Origin of the sequence: Acetobacter sp., assembly GCF_022483985.1 — a bacterium.
Classification (GTDB): domain Bacteria; phylum Pseudomonadota; class Alphaproteobacteria; order Acetobacterales; family Acetobacteraceae; genus Acetobacter.
Genome location: NZ_JAKVME010000001.1, coordinates 104862 through 129865 on the forward strand (window position 1 = coordinate 104862; position 25004 = coordinate 129865).

20 protein-coding genes are annotated in these 25004 nt (G+C 58.1%); 11 read left to right on the forward strand and 9 right to left on the reverse strand.

Features of this window, described 5'->3' with window-relative positions:
• Nucleotides 1-34 precede the first annotated feature (34 nt).
• Nucleotides 35-2413 (reverse strand): TonB-dependent receptor, encoded by a 2379-nt coding sequence (locus LKE90_RS00495; protein WP_291493873.1) that lies wholly within the window; start codon nucleotides 2411-2413, stop codon nucleotides 35-37.
• A 404-nt stretch (nucleotides 2414-2817) separates the two neighbouring features.
• Here LKE90_RS00495 and LKE90_RS00500 point away from each other — a divergent pair, with 404 nt between their 5' ends.
• A complete protein-coding gene (locus tag LKE90_RS00500; protein ID WP_291493875.1) occupies nucleotides 2818-3255 on the forward strand; it encodes a MarR family winged helix-turn-helix transcriptional regulator in 438 nt (145 codons plus the stop codon).
• Nucleotides 3256-4034: 779 nt separating this feature from the next.
• Here LKE90_RS00500 and LKE90_RS00505 read toward each other — a convergent pair.
• Together LKE90_RS00505 and LKE90_RS00510 are read right to left on the reverse strand one after the other, a co-directional pair.
• Nucleotides 4035-5114 (reverse strand): acyltransferase family protein, encoded by a 1080-nt coding sequence (locus LKE90_RS00505; RefSeq protein ID WP_291493877.1) that lies wholly within the window; start codon nucleotides 5112-5114, stop codon nucleotides 4035-4037.
• Between the two features lie 613 nt (nucleotides 5115-5727).
• Complete coding sequence (locus tag LKE90_RS00510) at nucleotides 5728-6132, reverse strand: winged helix-turn-helix transcriptional regulator (RefSeq protein WP_291493879.1); 405 nt, start codon at nucleotides 6130-6132, stop codon at nucleotides 5728-5730.
• Between the two features lie 126 nt (nucleotides 6133-6258).
• Between LKE90_RS00510 and LKE90_RS00515 the strand changes: the two genes are divergently transcribed.
• Nucleotides 6259-6810 (forward strand): flavodoxin family protein, encoded by a 552-nt coding sequence (locus LKE90_RS00515; protein WP_291493881.1) that lies wholly within the window; start codon nucleotides 6259-6261, stop codon nucleotides 6808-6810.
• 605 nt (nucleotides 6811-7415) lie between these two features.
• Here the strand turns inward: LKE90_RS00515 and LKE90_RS00520 are convergent.
• The 4 genes from LKE90_RS00520 to LKE90_RS00535 all read right to left on the reverse strand — a co-directional run bounded on the left by LKE90_RS00520 (nucleotide 7416) and on the right by LKE90_RS00535 (nucleotide 12068).
• Nucleotides 7416-7631: a hypothetical protein gene (locus tag LKE90_RS00520; protein ID WP_291493882.1), complete on the reverse strand. Its 216-nt coding sequence runs from the start codon at nucleotides 7629-7631 to the stop codon at nucleotides 7416-7418.
• A 35-nt stretch (nucleotides 7632-7666) separates the two neighbouring features.
• Complete coding sequence (locus tag LKE90_RS00525) at nucleotides 7667-8890, reverse strand: phosphoglycerate kinase (protein ID WP_291493884.1); 1224 nt, start codon at nucleotides 8888-8890, stop codon at nucleotides 7667-7669.
• Nucleotides 8891-9004: 114 nt separating this feature from the next.
• The gene (gene gap, locus LKE90_RS00530) at nucleotides 9005-10027 is read right to left on the reverse strand and encodes a type I glyceraldehyde-3-phosphate dehydrogenase (RefSeq protein WP_291493886.1); all 1023 of its coding nucleotides are present in this window, start codon (nucleotides 10025-10027) and stop codon (nucleotides 9005-9007) included.
• 28 nt (nucleotides 10028-10055) lie between these two features.
• Nucleotides 10056-12068 carry a transketolase-like TK C-terminal-containing protein gene (locus LKE90_RS00535; protein WP_291493888.1) on the reverse strand — a complete coding sequence of 671 codons (2013 nt, stop codon included), beginning with the start codon at nucleotides 12066-12068 and terminating at the stop codon, nucleotides 10056-10058.
• Nucleotides 12069-12190: 122 nt separating this feature from the next.
• On the opposite strand from LKE90_RS00535, the gene LKE90_RS00540 reads away from it, so the two are divergent.
• The 3 genes from LKE90_RS00540 (at nucleotide 12191) to hemA (ending at nucleotide 14313) form a co-directional block, all read left to right on the forward strand.
• A complete protein-coding gene (locus LKE90_RS00540; RefSeq protein WP_291493890.1) occupies nucleotides 12191-12781 on the forward strand; it encodes a hypothetical protein in 591 nt (196 codons plus the stop codon).
• 26 nt (nucleotides 12782-12807) lie between these two features.
• Complete coding sequence (locus LKE90_RS00545; RefSeq protein WP_291493892.1) at nucleotides 12808-12963, forward strand: hypothetical protein; 156 nt, start codon at nucleotides 12808-12810, stop codon at nucleotides 12961-12963.
• A gap of 81 nt (nucleotides 12964-13044) precedes the next feature.
• On the forward strand, nucleotides 13045-14313 hold the full coding sequence (gene hemA / locus LKE90_RS00550) for a 5-aminolevulinate synthase (RefSeq protein WP_291493894.1): 1269 nt from the start codon (nucleotides 13045-13047) through the stop codon (nucleotides 14311-14313).
• Between the two features lie 191 nt (nucleotides 14314-14504).
• Here hemA and LKE90_RS00555 read toward each other — a convergent pair whose 3' ends face one another.
• The gene (locus tag LKE90_RS00555) at nucleotides 14505-14825 is read right to left on the reverse strand and encodes a hypothetical protein (protein WP_291493896.1); all 321 of its coding nucleotides are present in this window, start codon (nucleotides 14823-14825) and stop codon (nucleotides 14505-14507) included.
• Between the two features lie 202 nt (nucleotides 14826-15027).
• A complete protein-coding gene (locus tag LKE90_RS00560; RefSeq protein WP_291493898.1) occupies nucleotides 15028-16371 on the reverse strand; it encodes a DUF445 domain-containing protein in 1344 nt (447 codons plus the stop codon).
• A 70-nt stretch (nucleotides 16372-16441) separates the two neighbouring features.
• Between LKE90_RS00560 and LKE90_RS00565 the strand changes: the two genes are divergently transcribed.
• The 6 genes from LKE90_RS00565 (at nucleotide 16442) to LKE90_RS00590 (ending at nucleotide 25003) form a co-directional block, all read left to right on the forward strand.
• Complete coding sequence (locus LKE90_RS00565; protein ID WP_291493899.1) at nucleotides 16442-19342, forward strand: phosphoenolpyruvate carboxylase; 2901 nt, start codon at nucleotides 16442-16444, stop codon at nucleotides 19340-19342.
• A 366-nt stretch (nucleotides 19343-19708) separates the two neighbouring features.
• Nucleotides 19709-20206 carry an SUF system Fe-S cluster assembly regulator gene (locus tag LKE90_RS00570; RefSeq protein ID WP_291493926.1) on the forward strand — a complete coding sequence of 166 codons (498 nt, stop codon included), beginning with the start codon at nucleotides 19709-19711 and terminating at the stop codon, nucleotides 20204-20206.
• Between the two features lie 6 nt (nucleotides 20207-20212).
• Nucleotides 20213-21703 (forward strand): Fe-S cluster assembly protein SufB, encoded by a 1491-nt coding sequence (gene sufB, locus LKE90_RS00575; RefSeq protein WP_291493901.1) that lies wholly within the window; start codon nucleotides 20213-20215, stop codon nucleotides 21701-21703.
• Nucleotides 21704-21726: 23 nt separating this feature from the next.
• Nucleotides 21727-22497 carry a Fe-S cluster assembly ATPase SufC gene (sufC, locus tag LKE90_RS00580; RefSeq protein ID WP_291493903.1) on the forward strand — a complete coding sequence of 257 codons (771 nt, stop codon included), beginning with the start codon at nucleotides 21727-21729 and terminating at the stop codon, nucleotides 22495-22497.
• Nucleotides 22494-23795, forward strand: a complete 1302-nt coding sequence (gene sufD, locus LKE90_RS00585; protein ID WP_291493904.1) for a Fe-S cluster assembly protein SufD — start codon at nucleotides 22494-22496, stop codon at nucleotides 23793-23795. Before sufC ends, sufD begins: the two co-directional genes overlap by 4 nt.
• Nucleotides 23792-25003: an aminotransferase class V-fold PLP-dependent enzyme gene (locus LKE90_RS00590; protein ID WP_291493906.1), complete on the forward strand. Its 1212-nt coding sequence runs from the start codon at nucleotides 23792-23794 to the stop codon at nucleotides 25001-25003. Before sufD ends, LKE90_RS00590 begins: the two co-directional genes overlap by 4 nt.
• The last annotated feature ends 1 nt before the right edge of the window (nucleotide 25004 follow it).

Genomic DNA, 25004 nt, shown 5'->3' on the forward strand with positions numbered 1-25004 from the left:
GCTTCGGGGAATGTCCGATCCGGACAGGATAACATCAGAAATCTGCCTTCACCCCACCGAAGAATTGGCGGGGAGCGCCTACGACCAGCGACTGGTAGTCGCCTGAAAGTGGGTTGCCACCGTCATCGCCCGTCATGATCAGGTAGCGCGACCCAGTCAGGTTGGTGACGTTAAACGATGCGGTCAGATTTTCCAGACGTCCGATATGGCCGAAATTGTAGCGCGCTCCGAAATTGACCAGCCAATAGGACGGAAGGGACGTGTCGTTCGTGTAGCTGAACGGGCGGCTGCTGGTCCAGAGGGCGTCGATGTTGAAGCTGGCCTTCTTGTAGGTGTATTCCGCCGTCGCCTTGTACATCAGGTCCGGGTAGTTCACGACATGCTTGCCCTTGGTGGCGTAGGTCGTGCCCTGCTGGGTGACGTTGTTGTCGTATGTCGAGTGGTTGTAGCTGATCGAGTTGAAGATCGAGAGGCCACGCATCGGCCGCAGGGTCAGGCCAGCATCCATGCCGTTCATTGTCACGCCGCCAAGGTTCAGCACCGTCGTCTGTGGGTTGGTCTGGCTGCCCTGGACCAGAGCGCCCAGACGGTTCGAGAAGTTCACGTGATAGGCGCTGACCGAGAAATCCACATACCGCTGAGTGAAACGGTAGCCTACCGAATAAGCCCAGCTGGTCTCGGGTTTGACCGAGTTGCGTGACAGGTTGAAGGCGTCCTGCGAGACGGCGAATGGCGATGCGGATAGGTGATAGCCGCTTTCCGGATAGGCGCGCATGTTCTTGGAGATATCGAAATACAGCTCATGATGCGTCAGGAAATGCCAGTCTGCGCTGAAATGCGGCAGGAATGCTCCGAATGTCGTCAGGCCTACGCCACCGGCAAGGGCATTGGTTCCGGTATAGGGCTCGTAATTTCCGGTCTGTGAGACACGGGTTGTGCTCAGCATGGATTTGAAGCCTGCATGGAGCGAAAGGTTTTTGACCGGGCGCCAGGTGTCTTCGAGATAGGTCTGCATCGTATTGGTGTTGTAGGTCTGACCCCAGAGTTTCGCGAAAGGATCGGACCATTTGCGGAAAGGATTGGGCGTCAGCGTCTGTCCGTCCGCAAGCAGAGGGTCGTTATAGCCGAACATGTTCGAGACGTATTTGTTGTTTTCGTACCAGATGCCGCCATGAATTTTGTGTTTGCCGATATCATACGTCATGCCCGACGTCAGGCCGAAACGCTGGATATCAGGCTGCTTGACGATCTCGGATAGAGGAGCGCCGTTCGCTGAGGCCATCCATGGATCGGACCACTGCGTATTGGCCTTTTGGTTGTGGCCGTACACGACAGAATCCCATTGCAGGCGGTCTGCCAGCTTCAGGTGAAAATTCAGACCTCCCAGCAGATCGCGGGAAGCCGTTGTTCCGGCGTAGTAGGATACATCCTTGGGGTCGCTGGTGGTGCCTTCGCCATGCGAGTAGATTCCCTGCGCCGCCTCATAGGCCAAACGGTAATTCGGATAGTAGTTGGAGACGCCGTAGCCCAGCTTTTTAACGGTTTCCAGCGTTTCAGACTGGTAGTTGAACTGTTGGACATCTGCCCAGTCGAACAGGAGCGAGACGCTGCTTTCATTACGGATCGGCTGCACCAGCTTCAGGTTGGCCTGCTGGAAAAACTGGGAGCCGTATCCCTTCCACAGCTTTGTGTCATTCCGCATATAAGACACATAGAACTTGGTTCCGGAGGGGGTCAGCTTGCCGCTGTCGATGCGGATGAAGGCATGCGTCGTGCTGTTGCTACCACCGGTCGCGGCCAGAGTGCCTCCAAATTTGTCTTTGGGGTCTGACGACGAAATCATGATTGCACCGCCAAGCACGTTGGTACTTGGCATGTCCACGGCTCCCGCCCCTTGGGACATCTCCATATGGCCGACATTCTCGGAAGACAGCGCAGCGACGGCGTTCAGACCATTATAGTTGCGATAGACGGATTCACCCAGCGGGATGCCATCCAGTGAAAAGCCAATCTGGTTCTGCGAAAATCCGTGAATATAGAGCTTGACGCCGCCCGTATCGACGCCCTGCGCATCGTCCGACTGAAACAGGACGCCCGGCACGTTCTGTAGCGCCTTCATGACGGATGTTCCGGCAACAGCGTTTGTAAAGACACGTCGGGAGATGACGGTCTGTGCGCCATGCGAAACGCGTCGTCCCTGAACCTGCATAAGCTCGGGTTGTATGGCGCGTGTCGGGGCGTGCCGTGCGGCAGATGCCTTGGGCGTAGATACTGTGTGAGGTGCCTGCATCTTGCCTTTGCTGACATGCGGTGATTTTTCTGCCGCCCATCCGTATGAGGGAATGACGGCCATTACTGTGGACAGAAAGGCCATGTGGCGTAATGCGAGTTTGTTCTGGTGGACGATACGCATTGAGATCAATCCTTGCCCTCACATGGGTCTGACGGGGTGGCAATCTGGACAACCGGGGAAACGCTACGCTGCGAGCTTATAGCGTATAAACGATAATATGAATTATGATTCGATTCTGCAACAAAAAAGAATCCACCAAAAAAACATTGTCCTACAGCCGACACTCTCCATTTTCTTCTTCTGTTCCAGTAAGGTTTGAAAACCTTTCAGTGGTGTGTACATTATTAATAGCGGTTGAGTGCCATGTGGAATTTTCGGTGGACGGGATGGTCGGTCGAGGCATTCGGAATGTGGTATGGGACACTGGCCTGTTTGTAGGGCAGGGCGTGCGATCAGGAAATTTGAATATACAATCCTCTCAGAGCCTGTGAGAATCTCCAGTGTTTTCAGTGGAGAAAAATCCGATGTCAAATGATGCAGATTATGAGCTTTGCAATCAGATCGGATACCTGCTCCGTCGTGCCTATCAAAGGCATACGATCATTTTCCAACGTGAAATTCCCGATGACCGGCTGACCTCCGCCCAGTTTGCGACCATGGTGACGGTCCACCGTCTGCAAGAGGCGCCTCTTGTGCAGATCAGCGCGGCAACGGGTATTGATCATGCAACTTTACGCGATATTGTCATGCGTTTGTGCAAAAGGGATCTGTTGAGCATTGTCAAAGATCGGAATGATCGCAGGCAGCGTATCGTGTCCTTGACGCCGGAAGGCAGTGCCTTGGTCGAGAGTTTGATTCCGAGCGCTTCGGATGTAACCGCATGCACACTGGCACCGCTTGATGAATGTGAGAGAATTGCAGCGTTGCATATCCTGAAGAAGCTGGCGTTTTTTGAAGACTGAAGGTTTGGGGAGTTTATCTCTATAAATTCCTTGATGTCCTCGGGGGTATGAATCATGTGTAGGCTATCATTGTTGATATCTCCTGCTCTGTAATGGCCAAGAGCAGAAAGGTAACCAGTTATCGGATAGTGTTCGAGGCGATATTGTGAGGGCAGGTCTTGGTAACGTTGTCGCACAGGGCTTTTACAGCGTAAGGACTCTGACGTCGCTTTATGATCTGGTGCCCGGTCTGTACAGATTGGGAGCGGGCATTCAGTTTCGACCTAATGCCCTGAAATGCCGCCTATCTTGATGGCTTGGGCAAGAAACTTGAAGAGATTCTCAGCCTCCCAGACTGTTGGGTTAGCCGAAACGGGAGCAGACGGGGCGGTTCTGGAAAAAATTCCATTGAATGCGCAGCATGAACGTTCCGGCGTACCTTATATATGATGATTCATCATGGCGACCTGCGTCAGATGATGCTGGACTACCAAACACCATATCATCTGCCACTATCTCCGCCGCAAGGAGGAAAAATTCCATCTTGTGACAGTGAGAGACGGAACGGACCAGCCGGATAGGGTCAGTTTGCACGAACGGATATCTGGCATGAAAGCAGGAGCAGTGATCACGTTAAAACGGAACAGCAAGATATTCATCATGTATGATCGTGCTTTTTACAAGCACAGCAATCGCTTCAGACATTTGTTGTCGTTTCACAACCCGCTACGACCACAGAACCCTATTTCACAGGCTTCATTCATTTCGCTGAAGCGATGATCCGCTGGCGTGATTGTTGATCAGATTGAGTTGACGACACGCGCTGAGCTTTTGAAAAATATAAAATTCATTTCCCTAATTTTTTTCTGAAACGGTCTTTCAATATAATAATATGAGATAGATGAAACGACAATCAAGGCGATCAGAACAATCAATGGCCTCAGTACAGTGTGATGACCATTCCATACATCTCCAATTATAAAAAGAAAAGATCGATGCCATAGATAAATGGCATATGACCAAACGCCGAGATAATAAATGGGAATGTATGTCATGATGCGTGATAAAGCATTGTTTTTATTTGCAAGCGTAATGATCAATAAGCAAAAAACAAGAACTGAAAAAATATCTATTCCATCAAAAAATAAGGACACAAACGCAATCGATGCGATGATTGTAGATATTGTTTTTGATCGAAAAAGTGCAAAATCTGCATCAACTACCCGATAACAGATCATGCCAAGGACAAATTCCGAGATGCAGCGCAGAAAAGGGAGAATGCTATGTGGATCAAATATATCAAGAGGGCCTTTGCGTTGAATTCCAGTGTTTTCTCCAATTCTAATTATTAATATAATCAAAAAAAATGAAACGAAAGCGGAAATGAATGGAATGATTTTGTGCATTTTTAGTATTGGAAAGCACAAAAAAGGAAAAATAAAATACACCGCCCATTCTACACTGACAGACCATGAGGGACCATTGATCGATTCTCCAATGCTCCATGTCTGTATCATCATGAAATTAGCCAGCCACAAGCCGGGAGAAAATGTTTTGCCTTCAAAGAAATATGAAAGAACGCCTGTGATGATCAAGGTGATAATATAAAGAGGCCATAGGCGGGCTATACGCCTGATTATCAGATTGAAATAATCAGAATATTTCCAATGTTCTTCAAAAAGATGTCCATATGACATGGACATTACTAATCCACTGAGAATAAAAAATAAATCTACTGCCAAATATCCGTGGAGTAAAAATCTACCAATTAATCCGGGAATATGATGATTTCCAGCGGTCCAAGTATGATACATTACAACCCAGCAGGCTGCTACACCACGAATGCCAGTGAGCGCTTTAATTTCTTTTTTTTCAGACATATGGCTCTGCTTTTATCCGGTATCTATGGCTTGCCAAGGTAAAGTATAATTGTAAGTGGGTGTGAATCACAGCATATAAATATTTAAAACTATGAATATTTGATTTTTATATAATACAATATATACAATTTAAATTAATATGAAAAAATATAAACAATAATAATTTTGTATAAATTTATTAATTACTATAAATATAAATACATAATAAAAATATTATCTTTTGTTTGTTGGTGGAGATAAAATATTGAACGAAATCTTAAATTTTGTGATCTATGCATTTCACGAAACAAGGCGATCATGAATTTTGAAGATTGGAAATTTTTTGAATCTAATTAAATAAATTCTTCTTATATCTCAGGATTTTTATACGACATCTGTGCGATGCGCCAGTCATTCATGTTGGAACTATCCTTGATACTCCAAGGTAAAGTGGGACCAATGCTGAAAAAATTGGTCTACGAGCAAGTTTGATGGAGGGATAAATCAGCAAGGCTGTTCCGTAGACAGGCATATTTCTAACTAATCAGAGACCACAGGTGAAGCTGTTCATCTTCGCTGTCGCGATCAGCAGGCTACTTCAGGATCGGAGAGATATAGAAGCGCCAGGCCAACATCAGCTATCGGCTATCTTTCCGTCATACCGGAGCTGCGCTTCCTGAATTTCCTCCATATGCTGCTCCGCCCAGTGCGTCAGGCTGGCAACGGCCTGCGTCAATGTTTCGCCCAGAGATGTCAGGCTGTATTCGACAGCGACCGGCACTGTGGCATGGACTGTTCGCAGCACGAGCCCGTCACGCTCGAGACTTTTCAGAACTTGTGACAGGACTTTCTGGGATATTCCGCTTATCTTTCTTCGGATCACACTGAAGCGTGCGCTGCCATCCCTGAGACAATCAAGAATCAGGAGCGCCCATTTGTCGCCGATCCGGTTCAGAACCACGCGTGCGGGGCAGTCCCGGGCATACACGTCGAACGCCTGAGAAGAGCATGATGGTGTTGGTTTCCGTTGAGTAACCATGTGTCCTGCAGGTGCCTTCTTGTCGTGTCTTGGTTCCATGAGTAACTTGGAAAATGAAACTTGGTTTCAATATGAAATCAAGAACGAAATGTCATTGTTTTATATCGCACTTATGGGAGTTCAGTCATGAGCAAGGTTATCGTCGTCTATCACTCAGGCTATGGTCATACGAAGGTGGTTGCCGAGCACGTAGCGCGCGGAGCCGATGCCACGCTCGTCGCGATCGATGCGAACGGCGACATCAGCGACACAGACTGGACAGCTCTGAATGAGGCGGACGCCATTATCATGGGCGCTCCTACCTATATGGGTAACGTGAGCTGGCAGTTCAAGAAATTTGCCGATGCGACATCGAAAGTCTGGTTCACACGTGGCTGGCAGGATAAGGTTTTCGGCGGTTTCACCAACTCCGCCAGCCCGAACGGTGACAAGCAGGTGGCGCTGATAACCCTGCAGACACTGGCTTCCCAGCACGGCGGCATCTGGGTCAGTCTGGGCCTGCCTCCGTCGAACACGAAGGCGGCGACGTCGAATGACCCTAACAATCTGGGTGGTTCGGTCGGCCTGCTGACGCGTGCGCCGGCCGACGCTTCCGTCGACGAGGTTCATAAGGGCGATCTCGCTACGGCGGAACTGTATGGCAAGCGTGTCTCGGAAATTGCTTCCCGGCTGAAATAGGCGATCTGAGCCGGGGCTACGTGTTTAGCCCCGGTGTTCGTTGCTGTGAGATTTTTACGTGATCGGGCTTGGCGCGGTTCTTCTATTGGTGCGTTGGCCTGATAGAACCGATCAGGGTATTTCCGTGCGGCTCGTCGAGCGCATAGGGATCAATGGCAGGGAGATTCGCATTTGGGGAAGATAGGCTGCTGAACCAGCTTGTCTCAGGTCTGTCGAAGCAGGCTCTCCGGAAACGACCGGTTTTACAAAATGGTGTCCGCGGCGGGATTCGAACCCACGGCCCCAGGATTCATACCACTTCGGCTTTCACCGCCGTCGCCACATGAGGCGACGTTCGTGGTCTGGACTGTCCCTTCACCATGGATTTCTGCAAATCCGAAGGTGCTGCCCGTCCAGTCTCTACACCTTCCCGGAATTTTCCGGGCTTGGCTCGGGATCGGCATAACCCGAGAGGGTCAAGCGTTCCCCGACTTTGAGCAGATCCACCATGCGGTTTCCCCTCATGGCGCCCAATTATTCAGGAATCCTGTGCTCTATCCTGCTGAGCTACGCGGACACACGCTGCCTGTCTAGCTGAGCAGGCAATACGCTACAAGACGGAAAAATCAGATCAGAAGATCAAGATAGTAGCCACGTCGGCGGAAAACAGGCATCGGTCCGTCAAGATCGAGACCGTCCACCAGTTTGCGTGAGCGACGGGAGGGGCTTTCATCCAACTGATCCGCATCGGTGGATTCGACGCTCCTCCTGCCACCAGTGCGGGACGCGCCGCCCCGGTTTCCCGGTCGGGACAGGATCGAGATGAGATCGGTTGAAATCATGGCGTCAGATTATTCTGACGCCAATTAAAGGTTTCTTAAAGAGGCGCGACCTCACGGGCGGCTTCTCCGAGAGCAACCACACCCGGAAGAATCTTGCCTTCCAACCACTCAAGAAACGCGCCGCCAGCCGTTGAAACATAGCTCATCTCACGCAGCACACCGGCATGACGGAGGGCTGAAACCGTGTCGCCGCCTCCGGCAACGGTCTTCAGCTTGCCCGCTTCGGTCAGCTTCGCCGCAGCCTGCGCGACGGCATTGGTGCCTTCATCGAAAGGAGGCAGCTCGAACACGCCGAGCGGACCATTCCAGACCAGAGTTTTCAGGCCGGAAAGCTTCTCGACCAGTAGCGCCGTGGTCTTGGGGCCAACATCGAGCGCCATCCAGCCATCGGGGATCGCTGTGACATCCACGATTTCCGTCGGCGCACCCGCCATGAAGTCGGAGGCGACAACAACATCGATCGGCAGAACCAGATCGCAGCCACGGGCTTTCGCCTTGGTCATGATCTCGCGCGCCGTATCGAGCATGTCCTCTTCCTTGAGCGACTTGCCGACCGAATAGCCCTGCGCCGCGAGGAAAGTGTTGGCCATCGCGCCGCCAACCGCCAGCATATCGACCTTTTCCATCAGATTGTTGAGCAGGTCGAGCTTGGTCGAGACCTTCGCGCCGCCAACAATCGCGCCGACCGGGCGTTCCGGATTCTCCAGAGCAGCTTCCAGAGCGTTCAGTTCGATCTCCATCAGGCGACCGGCAAAGGATGGAATGTGATGCGCCACGCCCTCAGTGGAGGCATGGGCACGGTGCGCCGCCGAGAAGGCGTCGTTGACGTAAATATCAGCCAGGGCAGCGAGGTTCTTCGCCATCTCCGGATCGTTCTTTTCCTCGCCCGCATAGAAGCGCGTGTTTTCCAGAACGATCACGTCGCCGTCCTGCATGGCGGCTGCGGCGTCCTGCGCGGCCTGACCCTGACAGTCCGGAACGAAGGTCACCTTCTTGCCCAGCACCTTGGCCAGAGCTTCGGAAACCGGCGCAAGAGAAAGCTCAGGAACGACCTTGCCCTTGGGGCGGTCGAAGTGACTGACGACAATCACACGACCGCCCTTTTCGGACAGTTCCCTGATGGTCGGCGCCAGCCGTTCGAGGCGTGTGAGATCGGAGATTGCGCCATCGCGCACAGGGACATTGAGGTCCGCACGGAGGAGGATTTTCTTGCCGCGCGGGTCAAGAGAATCGAGCGTGTTGAAGGAGAGGTTAGCCATCGCTGTATCCTTTCCAGTCGCCCGAACCGGACAAGCCCGTTCGGGCCGTCACCGTCCGGGAAACCTGAGGCGGGGTGGCGGTCACACCGGAAAAACGTGACCGCCTGAAAAGTTTCAGAGTGCGCCGAAAACCGCTGCCGTGTCGGACATGCGGTTCGAAAAGCCCCACTCATTGTCGTACCATGCGCAGATGCGGACGAGCTGACCGCCATCGACCAGCGAGGTCTGCGTGGCGTCGAACGTGGAAGACGCCAGAGCGTGGTTGAAGTCGCTGCTGACCAGCGGCGCCGTGTTGTAGGCCAGAACACCCTTCAGCGGACCGGACTCGGACGCCTTCTTGATGGCCTCGTTCACGGCTTCGACGGAGGCCGGGACGGTCTTCGGCACGAAGTCGAGGGACACCAGCGAGACGTTCGCCGTGGGAACGCGGATGGCGGTGCCGTCCAGCTTGCCCTTCAGGTGCGGCAGAACCAGACCGACAGCGCGGGCGGCGCCCGTGGAGGTCGGGATCATGTTCAGCGCGGCGGCGCGGGCGCGACGCAGATCCTTGTGCAGCGTGTCCACCGTGCGCTGGTCACCCGTGTAGGAGTGGATCGTCACCATGTAGCCGCGTACGATGCCGAAAGCGTCGTCAAGAACCTTGGCGACCGGCGCGAGGCAGTTTGTTGTGCAGGACGCGTTGGAAATGACCGTCATGTCGGAGGTCAGGGTGTCATGATTCACGCCATAGACGATGGTCGCGTCCACGGCGTCGCCCGGAGCGGAGATGATGACCTTGCGCGCACCTGCGGCGAGCAGAGGGGCGGCCTTCTCCTTGGAGGTGAACAGGCCCGTGCATTCCATGGCGACATCGACGCCCTGTAGCGGAACCTTGGACGGGTCGCGCTCGGAGGACACGAGGATCGGGTCCCATGTGCGACCGTTGGCGGAGATGATCAGCTTGTTTCCGTCGACCTTTACGTCAGCCGGGAAACGGCCATGCACACTGTCGTAGGACAGGAGGTGAGCGTTGTCTTCCACGCTGCCGAGGTCATTGATGACCACAGGCACAACGTCTGTCCGTCCGCTTTCGATGATGCCGCGCAGGACGAGGCGACCGATGCGACCGAACCCGTTGATCGCGATTTTGACTGCCATCTGCTCTGTCTCCGTCTTCTTTTTCTTCTTATCGTCCCGGTCCGGGACGATGGTTGGACTTTACGATGGGGGACGGGCGTAGTCGCGGGTCCCCTCCGCGTTTCTGGGTTTCCGTACGCGCACGGTCCTCCTGCTTCTGCGTCACGCCCAACAGGGCGCGTACGCGTGTGCAGACGACATCAGGCGTAAGGCCAGAACTCTGGTATAACGGGTCGAACCCGGATGCTACTCCGAATTCCTCACTTCCGATGAAAATTCCCGTGTCCCCGAGCCAGCGTTCCCACCCGAAGCCGGAAGCCGCCTCGATCGCAACCCGTGGACACTGTCCCAGAACGGACCGGCGATAGGGTGCGCCCTGCTTTTCGAATAGCTCCCAGCAGGGTAGCGATACCACAGCGGCGGGAACGCCTTCCTTCTCAAGTCGATGCTGCGCTTGAAGCGCCAGACCCACCTCCGGGCCTGATGCAATCAGGGTGACGGCGCGATGGGTGGGGCCGCCTTTCGCCTCACGCAGCACATAACCGCCTTGCTCGGTTTTCCGGATGGGCGGCGTGGCGGTGTCAGCCGGGGCGGGGGACGTGTTCTGCCCGCTGGCTGGGGAGCCCTGCCGCGCAAGGACAATGACGGCCGGGCCGTGGCGCCATGACAGAGCCGACAGCCATGCCGCCGCGACTTCGTGGGAATCCGCCGGACGGAACAGCGCCAGATTGGGCATGGCGCGCAGGCTGGCGAGCTGCTCGACCTGTTGCCAGGGCGGGCAGGTGGAGGCTTCCGGGTCATCCTCGATCAGCACGAGAAGGAGCCGCTCCCGCGAGAGCGCGGCAAAACGCAGGGCGGGACGTATGCGGTCCGCCGAGGACAGATTGGCTGTTCCGCAGGGCAGAATGCTCCCGTGCAGCGCCAGCCCGTTCATGAAACCGACCATCGCGGGTTCACGGGGACCGCAGACGAAGAAACCGGCCTCGCCGGGCGAAACGCCCACGCTTTTGGGAGCATGACCTGCGGACATAGCGACAAACTCGGGCAGCAGGTCCGCGAGTCGTTCCCGAGCTTTGACGCCGAAGTGGAGAAGGGAGGTGTCTGAGCCTCCTCCCTCGTGCTCCACTGGCAGGCTTTCACCCGCATGACGAAGGAAATCGTCTTCAAGACGGGCGGGCGTGCGGCGTTCGAGCGTGCGTTCGAATTCGGCCCGTAGCGGATGGCGGGTCAGCCTGCGTAGCCACGACCGCTGGACCGATCCGCGTCGTCTGGTGTCGGAGGGAATGATTTCAGGTGCGGAGACATCCGGCTGCGTGGAGTCTTTCGCGGTGTCCTTCGCGCGCGAGGGTCGGGGTGGGGGCGTCGTCTTGCCGGACGTTTCACACAGAATGAGGCGGGGTTTCCGGGCTCTGGGCGTGGCGGCGAGAGCCTGCGCGATAGCATTGGCGTCGTCGCCATCGAGACGCCGGATGCTCCAGCCGGAGGCCTCGATCCTGTCCAGCGCCAGTGAGAGGTCCGCTTTCTCTTCTGGTGCGGAGGTGGCCGATGCGACGATGATTGTCAGGCGATCCAGATGGAACCGGTCGGCGAGAGCCGCTGCTTCCAGCGCTACGCCCGTTTCGAGGTCTCCCGGCAGGGCCAGAAGCCATGTGCGATGATCGACAAGGGAGCGACCGAAGCGTCTGGCAAGAATTTTTTCGGCCAACGTCATGCCGCAGGCGGCGGCGATGGCCTGTCCCGGCAGGGCTCCCGCCAGCCCGAACAGCTCCGTCGCGGCGCTGGAAGGAGCGGAGGATGAGACGAGATTGAGGAAAGCATTCCGCAGTGGAAGCAGACGGCTTGATGAGACAAAAAAACGGTCCCGGTCGGGCCAGAGCGGACTTTCCGGGTCAAAACGGACGGTCTGCTGCCAGAGAAGGGCCGAGACGAGCCAGAACGGATGTGGAATATCCTGAATGGCCGTTGCGGTCACGCCCTCGGTTTGGAGAGCCGCTCTGCGGGCCTCCTCGGCAAAGATCAGCGGATCATCTGAAAATGTGGAAAACTGCGGCTTGCGAGCCATCCGGGGTCTGTCCAGACTGCAAATAACGTGAAAACCGGGTCGGGAAGAGGGCGTCAGTCGTCGGGCTAATTAAGCGCCGGGCCTGTTTTCCCGCAAGTATTCCTCCGGCAAGGATTTCGCTCATGGCGCAGGAGCGGTATGCACGCAGCTTGCCCCACACCCAACTTCCTGCGACCGTCCGAACCATGTCGTCTGATTCCTCTTCCGCCAGCAAGGCCCCCGTTCCGCGTGCGCAGGGTTCCATGCCGTCCTTCTCTCCGCGCCGGAGGACCGTCCTTCGCGGCAGTCTTATGGGTGTGGCCGTTCTGGCTCTCGACGGGTGTGGCCTGCTGGACCAGCGCACTTTCAATTCCCGTGCGTCCAGACCGCCCAAAGTCTACATTCCGCCGCCGCCGCCGGGGCCGCCGCCCATTCCGCCGCTGATCCAGCTCGTGGCCGGAACGCCGGAGCAGGAATGGGGCGGGCCAGTGCGGGCGGTCGTCAGGAAGGCTCTGGATCGCAAGCCCAACATCCTGTTTCAGGTGCAGGCTGTGGCGCCACCCGGAGCCGATCCGGACGCGACTCGCACCGCCCTGTCCCGTCTGGTGTCGTCCGATGCGCAGGCTGTCACCGACGCCATCGTTGCCGCCGGAGCCTCCCCCGCACAGGTGGAGATGTCCGCCATGCCGGATTCGACGGTGACGCAGCCCACCATACGGGTCTATGTTCATTGAATGATTCCGACTGACGCATGGTCTTCATGCGTCGGCAATCTGAATATGCTCTGGTTCGCAAGGTCCGTCCGGGACGGGAGCAGGGCAGGGTCGCAGGCGCGTTCGTCTTCGTCAGCAAGGATTTCTCTTCAGTCCGGCAGGGCGGAAGAGAGGTTCTGGCTGGGCGTTGGATTGCCTGTTGAGGATATCAGGTCGGCAGAGCGCCGTAAAAGTTAAGCAAGGTCCGTTTCGGGCGGACTGGCCAGAAGCAGGAGTGGGGCAGGGTGACGATTCGTAACGCGAGACACCCGTTTTACGATTTTTGTGACGAGGCGCTCGCCGGTATCAGGGAACAGGGACGATACCGGACTTTCACCCCACTGGCCCGCGATGCCGAGCGCTATCCGGTCTATGAGGAAGCGCTCCCGGAAAGCGATATCAGCCGGGAAGTGGTGGTCTGGTCCTCAAACGACTATCTCGGCATGGGCGTGGAGCCCGAAGTTTGCGAGGCCGCGATCAGCGCCATCCGCGAACATGGAGCTGGGGCAGGCGGGACACGCAACATCGCGGGCACCAGTCCGCTCCACAAGGCGCTGGAAGCTGAACTGGCAGCACTTCATGGCAAGGAAGCCGGACTTCTGTTCGGGTCGGGCTATGTGTCCAATCAGGCCAGCCTCCAGACCATTCTGACCTCCATGCCGGGCTGGATCTGCTTTTCAGATCGCCTGAACCATGCCTCCATGATTGCCGGAATCAAGGGAGCGCGCGGCTCCACGACGGTTATCTACGAGCACAATGATCTGGCGGACCTCGAAGCGAAGCTGGCGGCGGCTCCTGCCGATGCGCCCAAGCTGATCGCGTTCGAGAGCGTCTATTCCATGGACGGCGACATTTCTGACATCGCCGGAACCTGCGCGCTGGCCCGTAAGTACAACGCCCTGACCTATATCGACGAGGTCCATGCTGTTGGTCTTTACGGCGAACAGGGTGGCGGCGTTACCGACCGTGATGGTGTGGCCGATCAGGTGGATATCATCGAGGGCACGCTGGCCAAGGGCTTTGGCGTGCATGGCGGCTATATCACCGCCTCCAGCCAGATCGTCGATTATCTGCGCTCCACGGCATCCGGCTTCATCTTCACGACGTCTTTGCCGCCTTCCGTCGTCGCGGCGGCGCTGACCAGCGTGAAGATGGTGCGCGCCGAGAACTGGCGGCGGGAGAAGATGTTCGAGCGGGTGAACGCCTTCCGCGCCAAGATGCGTGCGGCAGGTGTGGCGTTCACCATGACGCCCAGTCACATTGTCCCCGTGCCGGTTGGCAATGCCGAGCGGTGTAAGGTCATCAGCAAGCGGCTTCTGAACGAATACGGGCTGTATGCGACACCCATCAACTATCCGACGGTTCCGCAGGGAACGGAGCGGCTGCGTCTGACGCCGGGACCGTTCCATACGGACGAGATGATGGATCAGATGGTCTCGGCCCTGAAAACCCTGCTCGCGGAAGTTCCGCTTGCCGCGTTCGCCAAGGAATCCGGACTGACCGAAGCGGCCTGAACAGGACGCGTCTGGGGCGGTCTTCTTCGGCGGCTTTTCTGCTGTCGCGGAAGGGGTAGCCTGCGGTGGGGCTGGCGGTCAGTCAGACAGGTAATCCCGGCCATGTGCCTGCGGGCCTGCTGGCATAAGAATAAAAAAAGGGGTGCCGGGCGAGAGCGCCCGACACCCCCTTTATCCGTAAACGCGACGGATCAGTTCGCGGCCGGAGCAGCAACAGCCGGTGCCGTGGGAGCAGCCGGGGCTGCAACGGTCGGTGCGGCCGGAGCCGTTGCGCCGATCGCCGGAACCTTGTCCTGCTGGGCAGCGGACAGGCTCTTGGCGTTCAGGTCAGACGTGCCTGCATCCGTGGATTTCTCTGTCTTTTCAGCAGCCGTCTTGGCGGTCTTGGTAGAAGACTTGTGATGCTTGTGGTGAGAGCGGGCAGCGGCAGGCTGGGCAGATGACACGACCAGAGCCGGAGCGCCGACCAGCAGGGTTGCAGCAAGAAGGGCCTTTGAAGCGAAGAACCGCATGACGGTATCCTTTTGAGTTGTCTGGCCCGGTGGGGCCTGCATCAAGACAGATGTTGCCTCTGCCTCTCTCCTCCTGAGATACACCTGATTACAAAAGAGGGAAGTGCTCACGACGAGAACTTTTAAAGGTATTTTTGGGGCGGCGGCGCAGCCTCCCGCCCGGCGCGGGTATGGCTGCCCATCCTCCGCGGAGGCGCACGGTTTATTGACCGTTGATCCCGAACACAAGCGAGAGAATCAGGGACAGGATGGCTCCGACGCCAAAGCCGACCAGAGTGCCGTTGACACGCACATATTGAAGGTCCCGCCCGACCCGCAGCTCCAGTTTCTGGGACACGACATCAGCGTCCCAGTTGCCGACCACGGTGGCGATAAAGGTCGTCAGATGGTCCCGCAGATAGGGCAGGGACCGGGTGACGCCCTTTCGCGCCGCTTCCTCGATGCGCTGACGCATGGCGGGGTCTTCCCGCGCCTGAAGCGCCATGCGGCACAGTGTTTCGCGGACCAGCGTGGACGTCCAGCCGTCGTCACGCGTGATGTCCGCTTCGATCATGCGTTTCATGCGCGCCCAGATGTCAGCGCCCCAGCCCACCATGGATTCATGGGCGAAGACGGAACGCAGTGTCTGGGAAATCTCTTCGGAACGGCTGGGGTCCAGTTCGATCCGGTCGATCTCGCTGCGAACCCATTCCGTGAATCCTTCCCGGATGGTCGAGTCTTCCGGGTTGATGCGATCCAGTTCTTCACTCGCCGCCGCCAGCACCTTGTTGGCGATCGAGCCGCCGATCGCCCAGCCGACCAGCCGACCGCCCTGCTCGCGCACACGGGCCTCGATCATGTCCCGCAGGGCGGGCTCCTTGGCCTGTAACCCTGATTTGAGCTGGCGGAGAAGAAAACTGAGCACTTCCTGATGCTGGTTGCCGTCCACAAGGGAGCGCAGGCCCCGGGCGATGATCGGGCTGAGATTGCTGCCGCCAAGCAGGAGAGGAAGGCTGCGTCCGATAGCAGCGCCCGCCCGCCCGTCCTCCAGCCGTTCAAGCATCTGGGGTACAGCCCCCATCAGACTGCTGGTCAGCGTGTTGGCCGTCGTGGGATCGGACAGGATGTTGGCGACAAAGCCCGGCAGGTCGATCCGGGACAGGACGCGGTCGATTTCTTCCTCAGTGAAGACCTGCGTTGTGACGAACCGGCCCAGAGCGAGACCAAGCCGCTCCTTCTGCGCCGGAATGATCGCGGTATGGGGGATCGGCAGGCCGAGCGGATGCCGGAACAGCGCCGTGACGGCGAACCAGTCCGCCAGCCCGCCGACCACGCCCGCCTTGGCGCCGGCCCGCAACGTGCCGAGCCACAGGCTGTCGTGGAGCAGGCCGTAGGCAGGCGCGAGATAACCCGCCGTTGTCAGGCCGGCCATCATGGCCAGCAGTCCTGTCGCGGCCCGTTTCTGGCGATTCAGAATGCGGCGGGCTTCATTATCCGGGTGCGTCTGCATGCTCATCACGAGGTTAATAGCATCGGCATGATGCTCTTCCCAAATACGCGCCGACATGCTCCGATAAGGTTGCCGTACCGTATCGTCCTGTCGGTTATGTCCGTCCTTATGGCAGAGAGAAGTTTCAATGGTTGCTGCGTATCCGTCTTCCGGTTCTCCGCTGATCGCGAAAGGCGACGCTCTTTCTGTCGGTGCCCGTGCCATTCTGGCGATGGGCAATCTTCATGACGGTGCGCAGGAGGGGGAAGAGCAGAGTCAGCCGCCCGCGGAAGTGACCGGCAACGATGTCCTCTCGACGGCATGGCGTGTTTCCACGCTGCTGGAGCAGGGCAAGGCCTCTCTCTCGGATTTGCAGGCCGTTATCAGGCATCTACGTGACGACGCCTTTCTGCGCAGGGCGACGCGTTTGCATCGCTATCCGGGCGGGACCAGTTCTTCCGTGACCGAAGATCGTGTGCAGGGTGTGGTCCGGCAGATTCTGGATACGGCGTTCGGCCGGACGCATGGTGGCGAAGAGGCTGAAACCACATCCCTCTCGTCGCTGGAGGCGCTCGCCAGTTTTCGCACGGCGCTGGAACGTATCCGGTATGCGGCCGTTTTTACGGCTCATCCGACCTTCGCGGTCACAAACGATGTGTATGCGGCACTCGCCAGCTACGCATCAGCCCCCGGACCGCAGGATGCTGCGCCGGATATGCTCTCGCACCGCCGCACGACGCCACCGACCCTTGAGGAGGAGTTCGCGCTCGCCTCGGCCGCGATCCTGCGGGGGCGGGACGCGCTCGACAGGCTGAATGGAGAGCTGCTCGGCGCGGCGCGTGAAACATGGCCGGACGCCTGGTCCTCCATCATCCCCCGTCCGATCGTCATGACGAGCTGGGTCGGATACGACACGGACGGTCGCACGGATATCGGCTGGTGGGACACGCTCCGCCTGCGCCTGAAGATGAAGCTGTTCCAGTTGCAGCGGCTCCGGCAGCAGATCGTGGATTCCGGAGTCGAAGCGGCCACGCTGATGAGCCGTCTGTCGCGGGCCTGTTACACGGTGGAAGCCCAGATCGCAGCCTGTCCGAAGAACGCTGATCCGGAGGCGGCGGTGGAGTTCGCCACCCTCATCGTCGATCACAAGGAAGACGCCATTCCCGACCCTGCGGTGCTGGGCGACGCCCTGCAGGATGTGATCGACACGGCTTCTCCGGAGGCCGCCCTGCTGGTCGCCGTCGCCCGGGCAGGTTTCTTCGCACACGGGATGTCGGCGTCCCACAGCCACACGCGGCTGAACGCCACACAGCTTCATAACGTGATCCGCCAGCGTCTGCGGTTTACGGATGATCCGGCCGATCCTGCCCATCGCCGGGCGCTGCTGACCCATATCAACGAGGCGCTTGAAAACGTCTCCGCCGTGCCTGTCGATTTCGGGGCGCTTCTGGTCGAGCAGGCTTCCGCCGCCCGGCTGATGATGACGGTCGCCCAGATCGTCAAGCATATCGACTCGGCGACACCCGTCCGCTTCCTGATCGCGGAAACGGAGAGCGGTTACACGCTGCTCGCCGCTCTCTGGCTCGCCAAGCATTTCGGGATTGAAGACAGGGTCGAAATCTCGCCGCTGTTCGAGACGCGTGAAGCTCTGATAGGCGGGGCGCACATCATCGAAGAGGCGCTCCGTTCTCCCCACTGGCGGGACTATCTCCGCAAGACGGGACGACTCTGCCTCCAGTTCGGCTACTCCGATTCCGGTCGTTATGTCGGGCAGCTCGCCGCGACCTATCTGATCGAACGTCTGCGTCTGAAGATTCTCGATCTGCTCCATATCTGGGATCTGGAGGACGTCGAGGTTGTCCTGTTCGACACGCATGGCGAAAGCATTGGGCGAGGAGGGCATCCTTTCCGTCTGTCTGACCGGTTTTCCTATCTTTCGCCCATGCATGTACGGGCGAAATTCGCCGAGCGCGGTGTGAAATACCGCGAGGAGAGCGCGTTTCAGGGCGGTGACGGCTATCTGCTGTTCGGAACGCCGGAACTGGCGGCGGCCAGTGTGGTCACCATCGCGGAACACACATTCGAGCCTGCGCGTCGCCATGACGATCCGGTCTATGACGAGCCTGACTTTTCGTCGGATTTCTTCTCCACGATCGTTGACGCCATGACCGGGCTGGTGGCCGATCCGGGTTATGCCGATGTGCTTGGCGCTTTCGGTCCATCCCTGATCGACAAGACAGGCTCGCGTCCAGCCGCGCGCCAGAGCGAGGGCGGAGGCGCGACGCCCCGTATCACGCATCCGAGCCAGCTTCGGGCGATTCCGAACAACGCCATTCTCCAGCAGCTCGGATGGTGTGCGAACACCATTCAGGGGCTGGGCTCGGCGGCGCGGCGTCATCCGGAGACCTTCGAGACGTTCCGGGAGGGTAGCGCCCGCTTCCGTCGGGCGCTCGATTTCGCCGCGCACGCGCTGGCGCATTCGGACGATCAGGTGCTGCGGAGCGTGATCTGGCTGCTCGATCCGGGCTACTGGCTGGACCGGGCGACCGCCGAGCCCCGTTCCGGGAAGCGCGAGCGTTATCTCTCGGTGATGCATGATCTGGAGCGGCTGGACTTCTGGGCTGACACACAGTCCATGTTCCGTCGGATTCAGGAGGATCACCTCGCCCTGCGCGCCATCTGGCCGGAAGCGCCGACCATTCACCCGGCGGAAAAGCTGCTGCACGCCATTCGCATCGCCCTGATCGAAAAGATATGGGTGCTGGCGACGCAGGTCCCGTTCTTCATGCCACGCGGGAATTTCACCCGCGAGGTGATGATGCAGCGGATTCTGTGTCTGGAAATTCCGTCCGTGCTGCGGGAGATGGACGCGATTTTCCCGAGAGGTGGCAGCAAGCTCGATTATGACTTCCATGAGCCCGCAGGCCCGCAGGTGGATAATTCCTACAACCAGGAACATGACGAAATCTTCCAGCCCATGCGGGAGATGTTCCAGATGATGCGGGAGATCAGCGTGGCGCTGATGCATGGAATCGGTGCGTTCGGCTGACCTCGCAGCTCTCTTGCGACAACGGTTCTACAGGTTGAGGGCTGTAAAGGCGGCTGCGGGAACTGCTTTCTTCCAGAAGAGAGCAGTTCCCGCAGCCGCATGTTATTTGACCATAAAGCGGTTTCCAAAGGCGCGTCTTTGGCGCGGTGTGGGACGGTGCCCTGAAAGCCTTTTCCGGTAGAAAAGCCGGAGAGACTGGCATGTGTCGCTTCCATACAAGGCTGTTGGCAAAGTGCCACAGTGTGCTCTGTCAGCCCTTCTCACGAGGCTTTGAGCTTGACGCGAGCCTTCCGGCGTTCCATCTGTCCCTAAACAGGACTGATTTGGTCCTTAATGGCGGAAGCACCGCCGCAACGGACGGAAACCATGCTCAGGCTGTCGAAACTGGCGGATTACGCTGTTCTGACCCTTGTTAATCTCGGACGGCATGATGGCGTTGTCACGTCACCAGCCCTTGCGGTCGAAACCGGCGTGCCGGAGCCGACGGTGGCCAAGGTTCTCAAGGCGCTGGCCTCTGATGGCCTGCTCGTCTCCCAGCGTGGAGCGCGGGGTGGCTACCGGCTGGCGCTGAAGCCGGAGGAAATCTCCATAGCACGGGTCATTACCGCTGTGGACGGGCCGATCTCCTTGACGGCATGCGTCAGCGGTGGGGCAGGGTGCGACAATGGTGACTGCACTCTTTACGGAAGTTGGGATGTAGTGAATGACGCCATCCGGAAGACCCTGTCAGGGATATCCATCGCCCGGATGGCTGAAATGGGCCACGGGCAGGGCCGCGGAAGAGCGGTCGCGGCGGTATCGGCAGACACCGGGCCGCAGGACAATAAGGTGACGGCCGCGACGGTCGGGACGTTTGGAGGATAATTGGCTATGCCAGCCGTTACAGAAACCCGTGAGCAGGTCGAAAAGCTCGGCCAGTCCTCCTACGAATGGGGTTTTGAGACCAACATCGAGATGGACCTCGCCCCGAAAGGGCTGAACGAGGACATCATCCGTCTGATCTCGACCCGCAAGGAAGAGCCGGAGTGGATGCTGGAATGGCGTCTCGCCGCCTATCGTTCCTGGCTGAAGATGAAGGAGCCCACCTGGGCCAAGGTAAGCCATCCGCCGATCGACTATCAGGACGTGCATTACTATGCAGCCCCGAAAAAGAAGAACGGCCCGAAGTCGCTGGACGAAGTCGATCCGGAACTGCTGCGGACTTATGAGAAGCTGGGTATTCCGCTGCACGAGCAGGCCATGCTCGCGGGCGTGGAAGTGCCGGAAGGTGAGGAAGCCCGTCTGCCGGTTGCTGTGGACGCCGTGTTCGACAGCGTGTCGGTGGCCACGACCTTCCGCAAGACGCTGGCTGAAGCAGGCGTGATCTTCTGCCCGATCTCGGAAGCGATCCGCGATTATCCCGATCTGGTAAAAGAATATCTCGGCAGTGTTGTGCCGGTCGCCGACAATTTCTACGCAGCCCTGAACTCGGCAGTGTTTACGGATGGCTCATTCGTGTTCGTGCCGAAGGGCGTGCGCTGCCCGATGGAGCTGTCCACCTATTTCCGCATCAACGCCAAGAACACGGGACAGTTCGAGCGGACGCTGATCATTGTCGAGGACAGGGCTTCCGTCTCCTACCTCGAAGGGTGCACCGCGCCGATGCGTGACGAGAACCAGCTTCACGCGGCGGTGGTGGAACTCGTGGCGATGGAAGATGCGTCCATCAAATACAGCACGGTGCAGAACTGGTATCCGGGCGACGAGAACGGACGCGGCGGCATCTACAACTTCGTCACCAAGCGTGGCGCCTGCCGTGGCGCGCGGGCCAAGATTTCATGGACGCAGGTGGAAACGGGCTCGGCCATTACATGGAAATATCCGTCCTGCATCCTGCAGGGTGAGGAGTCCGTTGGTGAGTTCTACTCGGTGGCGGTGACCAACAATCATCAGCAGGCCGACACGGGCACCAAGATGATCCATCTGGGCCGCAACAGCCGTTCGACGATCATCGCCAAGACCATCAGCGCCGGGAAGTCCGACAGCACCTATCGCGGGCAGGTGAAGATCATGCCGAAAGCATCGGGCGCGCGAAACTTCACCCAGTGCGACAGTCTGCTGATCGGTGATCAGTGTGGCGCGCATACGGTGCCTTATATTGAAAGCCGGAACATGACGGCGCGCGTGGAACATGAAGCCACCACGTCGAAGATTTCCGAAGACCAGATGTTCTACTGCCGTCAGCGTGGTCTTTCGCAGGAAGATGCCGTCGGTCTGATCGTCAATGGTTTCTGCAAGGAAGTTCTCAAGGAGCTGCCTATGGAGTTTGCAGTGGAAGCACAGAAACTGTTGCAGATCAGTCTTGAAGGCAGCGTCGGCTGAACGTGCAGAGAGGAATGGAAAAAATGAGCGAATTACTGAAAATTTCCGGTCTGCATGCCAGCATCGACGCCGACGGCACTCCCAAGGAAATCCTGCGCGGCGTGGAACTGGTGATCCCGCCGGGTGAAGTGCATGCGATCATGGGGCCGAACGGCTGCGGCAAGTCCACTCTGTCCTATGTCCTCGCCGGGCGTCAGGATTATGAAGTCACGGCAGGATCGGCCCTGTTCAAGGGTGAAGATCTGCTGGCGATGGAGCCGGAAGAGCGCGCTGCTGCTGGCATCTTCCTTGCATTTCAGGCACCTGTGGAACTGCCGGGCGTGAACAACGCCAACTTCCTGCGCACCGCCGTCAACGCGGTCCGCCGCGCACGCAACGCGCCGGAACTGGATGCAGTCGGATTTCTGAAAGCTGTCCGTGCCGCCACGAAGAATCTCTCCATGGCGGACGATATGCTCAAGCGTAACGTCAATGTCGGCTTCTCGGGTGGTGAGAAGAAGCGCAACGAAGTGCTTCAGATGACCATGTTGCAGCCGACGCTGGCCATTCTCGACGAGACGGATAGTGGTCTCGACGTCGATGCGCTGCGGATTGTCGCGGAGGGCGTGCAGAACCTGCGCTCACCGGACTTCTCGGCGCTGGTGATCACGCATCATCAGAAACTGCTCGATTATCTTGGCCCGGATCGTGTGCATGTCATGGCCAAAGGCCGCATCATCCGCAGTGGTGGTCCGGAACTGGCCAAGCAGATCAACGAGGAAGGGTATGCAGCCTTTCTCAAGGAGGCGGCATGAACGCCATCGCACCGATCACGCAGGGTCTTGAGCCGTTTGCCGCCCGTCTTTCCGATGTGAAAGGCGAGGACCGCAAAGCTGCCGCTGGTGCGCTGGCCCGGACCGGACTTCCGACACCGCGTGTCGAGGCGTGGCATTATACCAATCTGCGGGCGCTCGCCGGGCGTGTTTTTTCGGATGCTCCTGTTGGCTTTGATGAAGCCGCTGCTGAGGCTGCGCTGGAGCGTATTCTGCCACTGGATTCAGTGGTTGCGGCTCTTCCGCGGCTGGTGCTGGTGAATGGCCGGTTTGCGCCGACACTGTCCTCGACAGATATGCCGGAAGGCGTGTCCTGCACATCCTTCGTCCAGTCGCCGGATTTCGGAATGCTGGCGTCTCCTGACCGTGAAGGCATGGTCGCGCTGAACACCGCGCTGGCGGATGATGGCGTGCAGATCACGGTGGCTCCCGGTAAGCAGGTCGGACAACTCGTGCTCGTCTCCCTGGCGCTTGGCACGGAAAGCGATGTGTCATTCCATCCGCGTCACAGCATCACGCTGGGGGAGGGCGCTTCGCTTTCGGTTGTCGAGATCGTCGCTTCTGAAAATACAGGTTCTTATCTTCATAATCCGGTTCTGACATGCACGGTGGCCGAGAAGGCTCATCTGACGCATGTGAAGATCCAGCAGGAAGCCGAGAACGCTGTTCATCTGGCGACGGTCTATGTCGATATCGCCGTACGGGCTGCCTATGACAGCTTTACACTCGGTCTCGGCTCCGTTCTGGCGCGTCATGAAGTGCATGCCACGATGCGTGGGGACCATGCCGCTGTCCATGTAAACGGGGCGCAGCTTCTTGCGGCTTCGCAGGTTGGCGACATTACCAGCGTCATTACGCACGGAGCGCCTGACTGTATCTCGCGTCAGACCGTGCGCAATGTTCTGTCAGACCGCTCGCGGGCCGTGTTTCAGGGCAAGGTTCTGGTCGAGCGTGTCGCGCAGAAGACCGATGGCTACCAGATGAATCAGGCGCTGCTGCTGTCGCCGTCCGCTGAAATAAACGCCAAGCCGGAGCTTGAGATTTACGCGGACGACGTCAAGTGCAGCCATGGTGCGACAGTCGGCGCGCTGGATGATGATCAGCTTTTCTATCTGCGTAGTCGCGGTATTCCTGACGATCAGGCGCGTCAGATGCTGGTCGAGGCTTTTCTGGTTGAAACTGTCGATCTTGTCGAGGATGAGATACTGCGGACCGTGCTGACGCAGACGCTCGCAACGGCGCTGGGACAGCGTATTGGCGCTGCGGAGAAAACCGCATGAATATCGCAGACATCAGAGCGCAATTTCCGATCCTGTCGGAAAAGGTTCATGGAAAGCCTCTGGTTTTTCTGGACAGTGCGGCGTCTGCCCAGAAACCGGATGTCGTCATTGACGCCATGTCGCAGATGATGCGTTCGCACTATGCGAACATTCATCGTGGCCTGCACTGGATGAGTGAGCGGGCGACGGAAGCTTATGAGGCTTCCCGCAGTCGCGTGGCGTCTTTCCTCGGTGGTGCGCGTGAGGAGATCGTCTTTACCCGCAACAGCACCGAGGCGATCAATCTCGTCGCCTATTCCTACGGAAGTCTGCTGAAGTCGGGACAGGCTGTGCTGATTTCCGAGATGGAGCATCACGCCAATCTGGTGCCGTGGCAGATGCTGCGTGACCGTGTCGGGATCGAACTGCGTGTTGCCCCTATCACCGATGAGGGTGATCTCGATCTGGACGCCTATGGTCGTCTGCTTTCAGACGGTAAGGTGGCTCTGGTCGCCATCACGCACATGTCGAACGTGCTGGGCACGATCACACCGGCCGAGCGTCTGGTGACGATGGCTCATGATGCAGGCGCTAAAATCCTGCTTGATGGCAGTCAGGCCGTTGTGCATCGCAAGATCGACGTTCAGGCGCTTGGTGCCGATTTCTACGTCTTTACCGGCCATAAGCTCTATGGGCCGACCGGTATCGGCGTGCTGTGGGCGCGTCGGGAACTGCTGGAGGCCATGCCGCCTTTTATGGGCGGTGGCGACATGATTTCGTCGGTGACGTTCGAGAAGTCCATCTGGGCGCCTGTTCCGGCAAAGTTTGAGGCGGGTACACCAGCGATCGTGGAAGCCGTCGGGCTTGGCGCCGCCATCGACTGGGTCGAAAACATTGGCTACGAGGCCATCGGTGCGCATGAAGCCGCCCTGACGGCGCATGCCCTGCGTGTGCTGCCCGAGGTTCCCGGTTTCTCGGTTGTCGGAAAGCCGAAAGAGCGTGGCGGGGTCATCTCCTTTACAATGGATGATGTGCATCCCCACGATATCGCCACGTTGTTGGACCGGAACGGGATAGCGGTCAGGGTCGGACATCACTGCGCCGAGCCTCTGATGCACCGTCTCGGCCTGACGGCCACGGCGCGGGCCAGCTTCGGCATTTATACGACCGAAGAAGAAATCGACATACTTGCGGAAACGCTCCGGCGTATCCGGCAGTTTTTCGTATAGG

Bases quoted from the DNA above. Each gene is read 5' to 3' on its own strand.
- LKE90_RS00495 (WP_291493873.1), bottom strand. From the start codon at position 2,413: ATGCGTATCGTCCACCAGAACAAACTCGCATTACGCCACATGGCCTTT.
- LKE90_RS00500 (WP_291493875.1), top strand. From the start codon at position 2,818: ATGTCAAATGATGCAGATTATGAGCTTTGCAATCAGATCGGATACCTG.
- LKE90_RS00505 (WP_291493877.1), bottom strand. From the start codon at position 5,114: ATGTCTGAAAAAAAAGAAATTAAAGCGCTCACTGGCATTCGTGGTGTA.
- LKE90_RS00510 (WP_291493879.1), bottom strand. From the start codon at position 6,132: ATGGTTACTCAACGGAAACCAACACCATCATGCTCTTCTCAGGCGTTC.
- LKE90_RS00515 (WP_291493881.1), top strand. From the start codon at position 6,259: ATGAGCAAGGTTATCGTCGTCTATCACTCAGGCTATGGTCATACGAAG.
- LKE90_RS00520 (WP_291493882.1), bottom strand. From the start codon at position 7,631: ATGATTTCAACCGATCTCATCTCGATCCTGTCCCGACCGGGAAACCGG.
- LKE90_RS00525 (WP_291493884.1), bottom strand. From the start codon at position 8,890: ATGGCTAACCTCTCCTTCAACACGCTCGATTCTCTTGACCCGCGCGGC.
- gap (WP_291493886.1), bottom strand. From the start codon at position 10,027: ATGGCAGTCAAAATCGCGATCAACGGGTTCGGTCGCATCGGTCGCCTC.
- LKE90_RS00535 (WP_291493888.1), bottom strand. From the start codon at position 12,068: ATGGCTCGCAAGCCGCAGTTTTCCACATTTTCAGATGATCCGCTGATC.
- LKE90_RS00540 (WP_291493890.1), top strand. From the start codon at position 12,191: ATGGCGCAGGAGCGGTATGCACGCAGCTTGCCCCACACCCAACTTCCT.
- LKE90_RS00545 (WP_291493892.1), top strand. From the start codon at position 12,808: ATGCGTCGGCAATCTGAATATGCTCTGGTTCGCAAGGTCCGTCCGGGA.
- LKE90_RS00555 (WP_291493896.1), bottom strand. From the start codon at position 14,825: ATGCGGTTCTTCGCTTCAAAGGCCCTTCTTGCTGCAACCCTGCTGGTC.
- LKE90_RS00560 (WP_291493898.1), bottom strand. From the start codon at position 16,371: ATGTCGGCGCGTATTTGGGAAGAGCATCATGCCGATGCTATTAACCTC.
- LKE90_RS00565 (WP_291493899.1), top strand. From the start codon at position 16,442: ATGGTTGCTGCGTATCCGTCTTCCGGTTCTCCGCTGATCGCGAAAGGC.
- LKE90_RS00570 (WP_291493926.1), top strand. From the start codon at position 19,709: ATGCTCAGGCTGTCGAAACTGGCGGATTACGCTGTTCTGACCCTTGTT.
- sufB (WP_291493901.1), top strand. From the start codon at position 20,213: ATGCCAGCCGTTACAGAAACCCGTGAGCAGGTCGAAAAGCTCGGCCAG.
- sufC (WP_291493903.1), top strand. From the start codon at position 21,727: ATGAGCGAATTACTGAAAATTTCCGGTCTGCATGCCAGCATCGACGCC.
- sufD (WP_291493904.1), top strand. From the start codon at position 22,494: ATGAACGCCATCGCACCGATCACGCAGGGTCTTGAGCCGTTTGCCGCC.
- LKE90_RS00590 (WP_291493906.1), top strand. From the start codon at position 23,792: ATGAATATCGCAGACATCAGAGCGCAATTTCCGATCCTGTCGGAAAAG.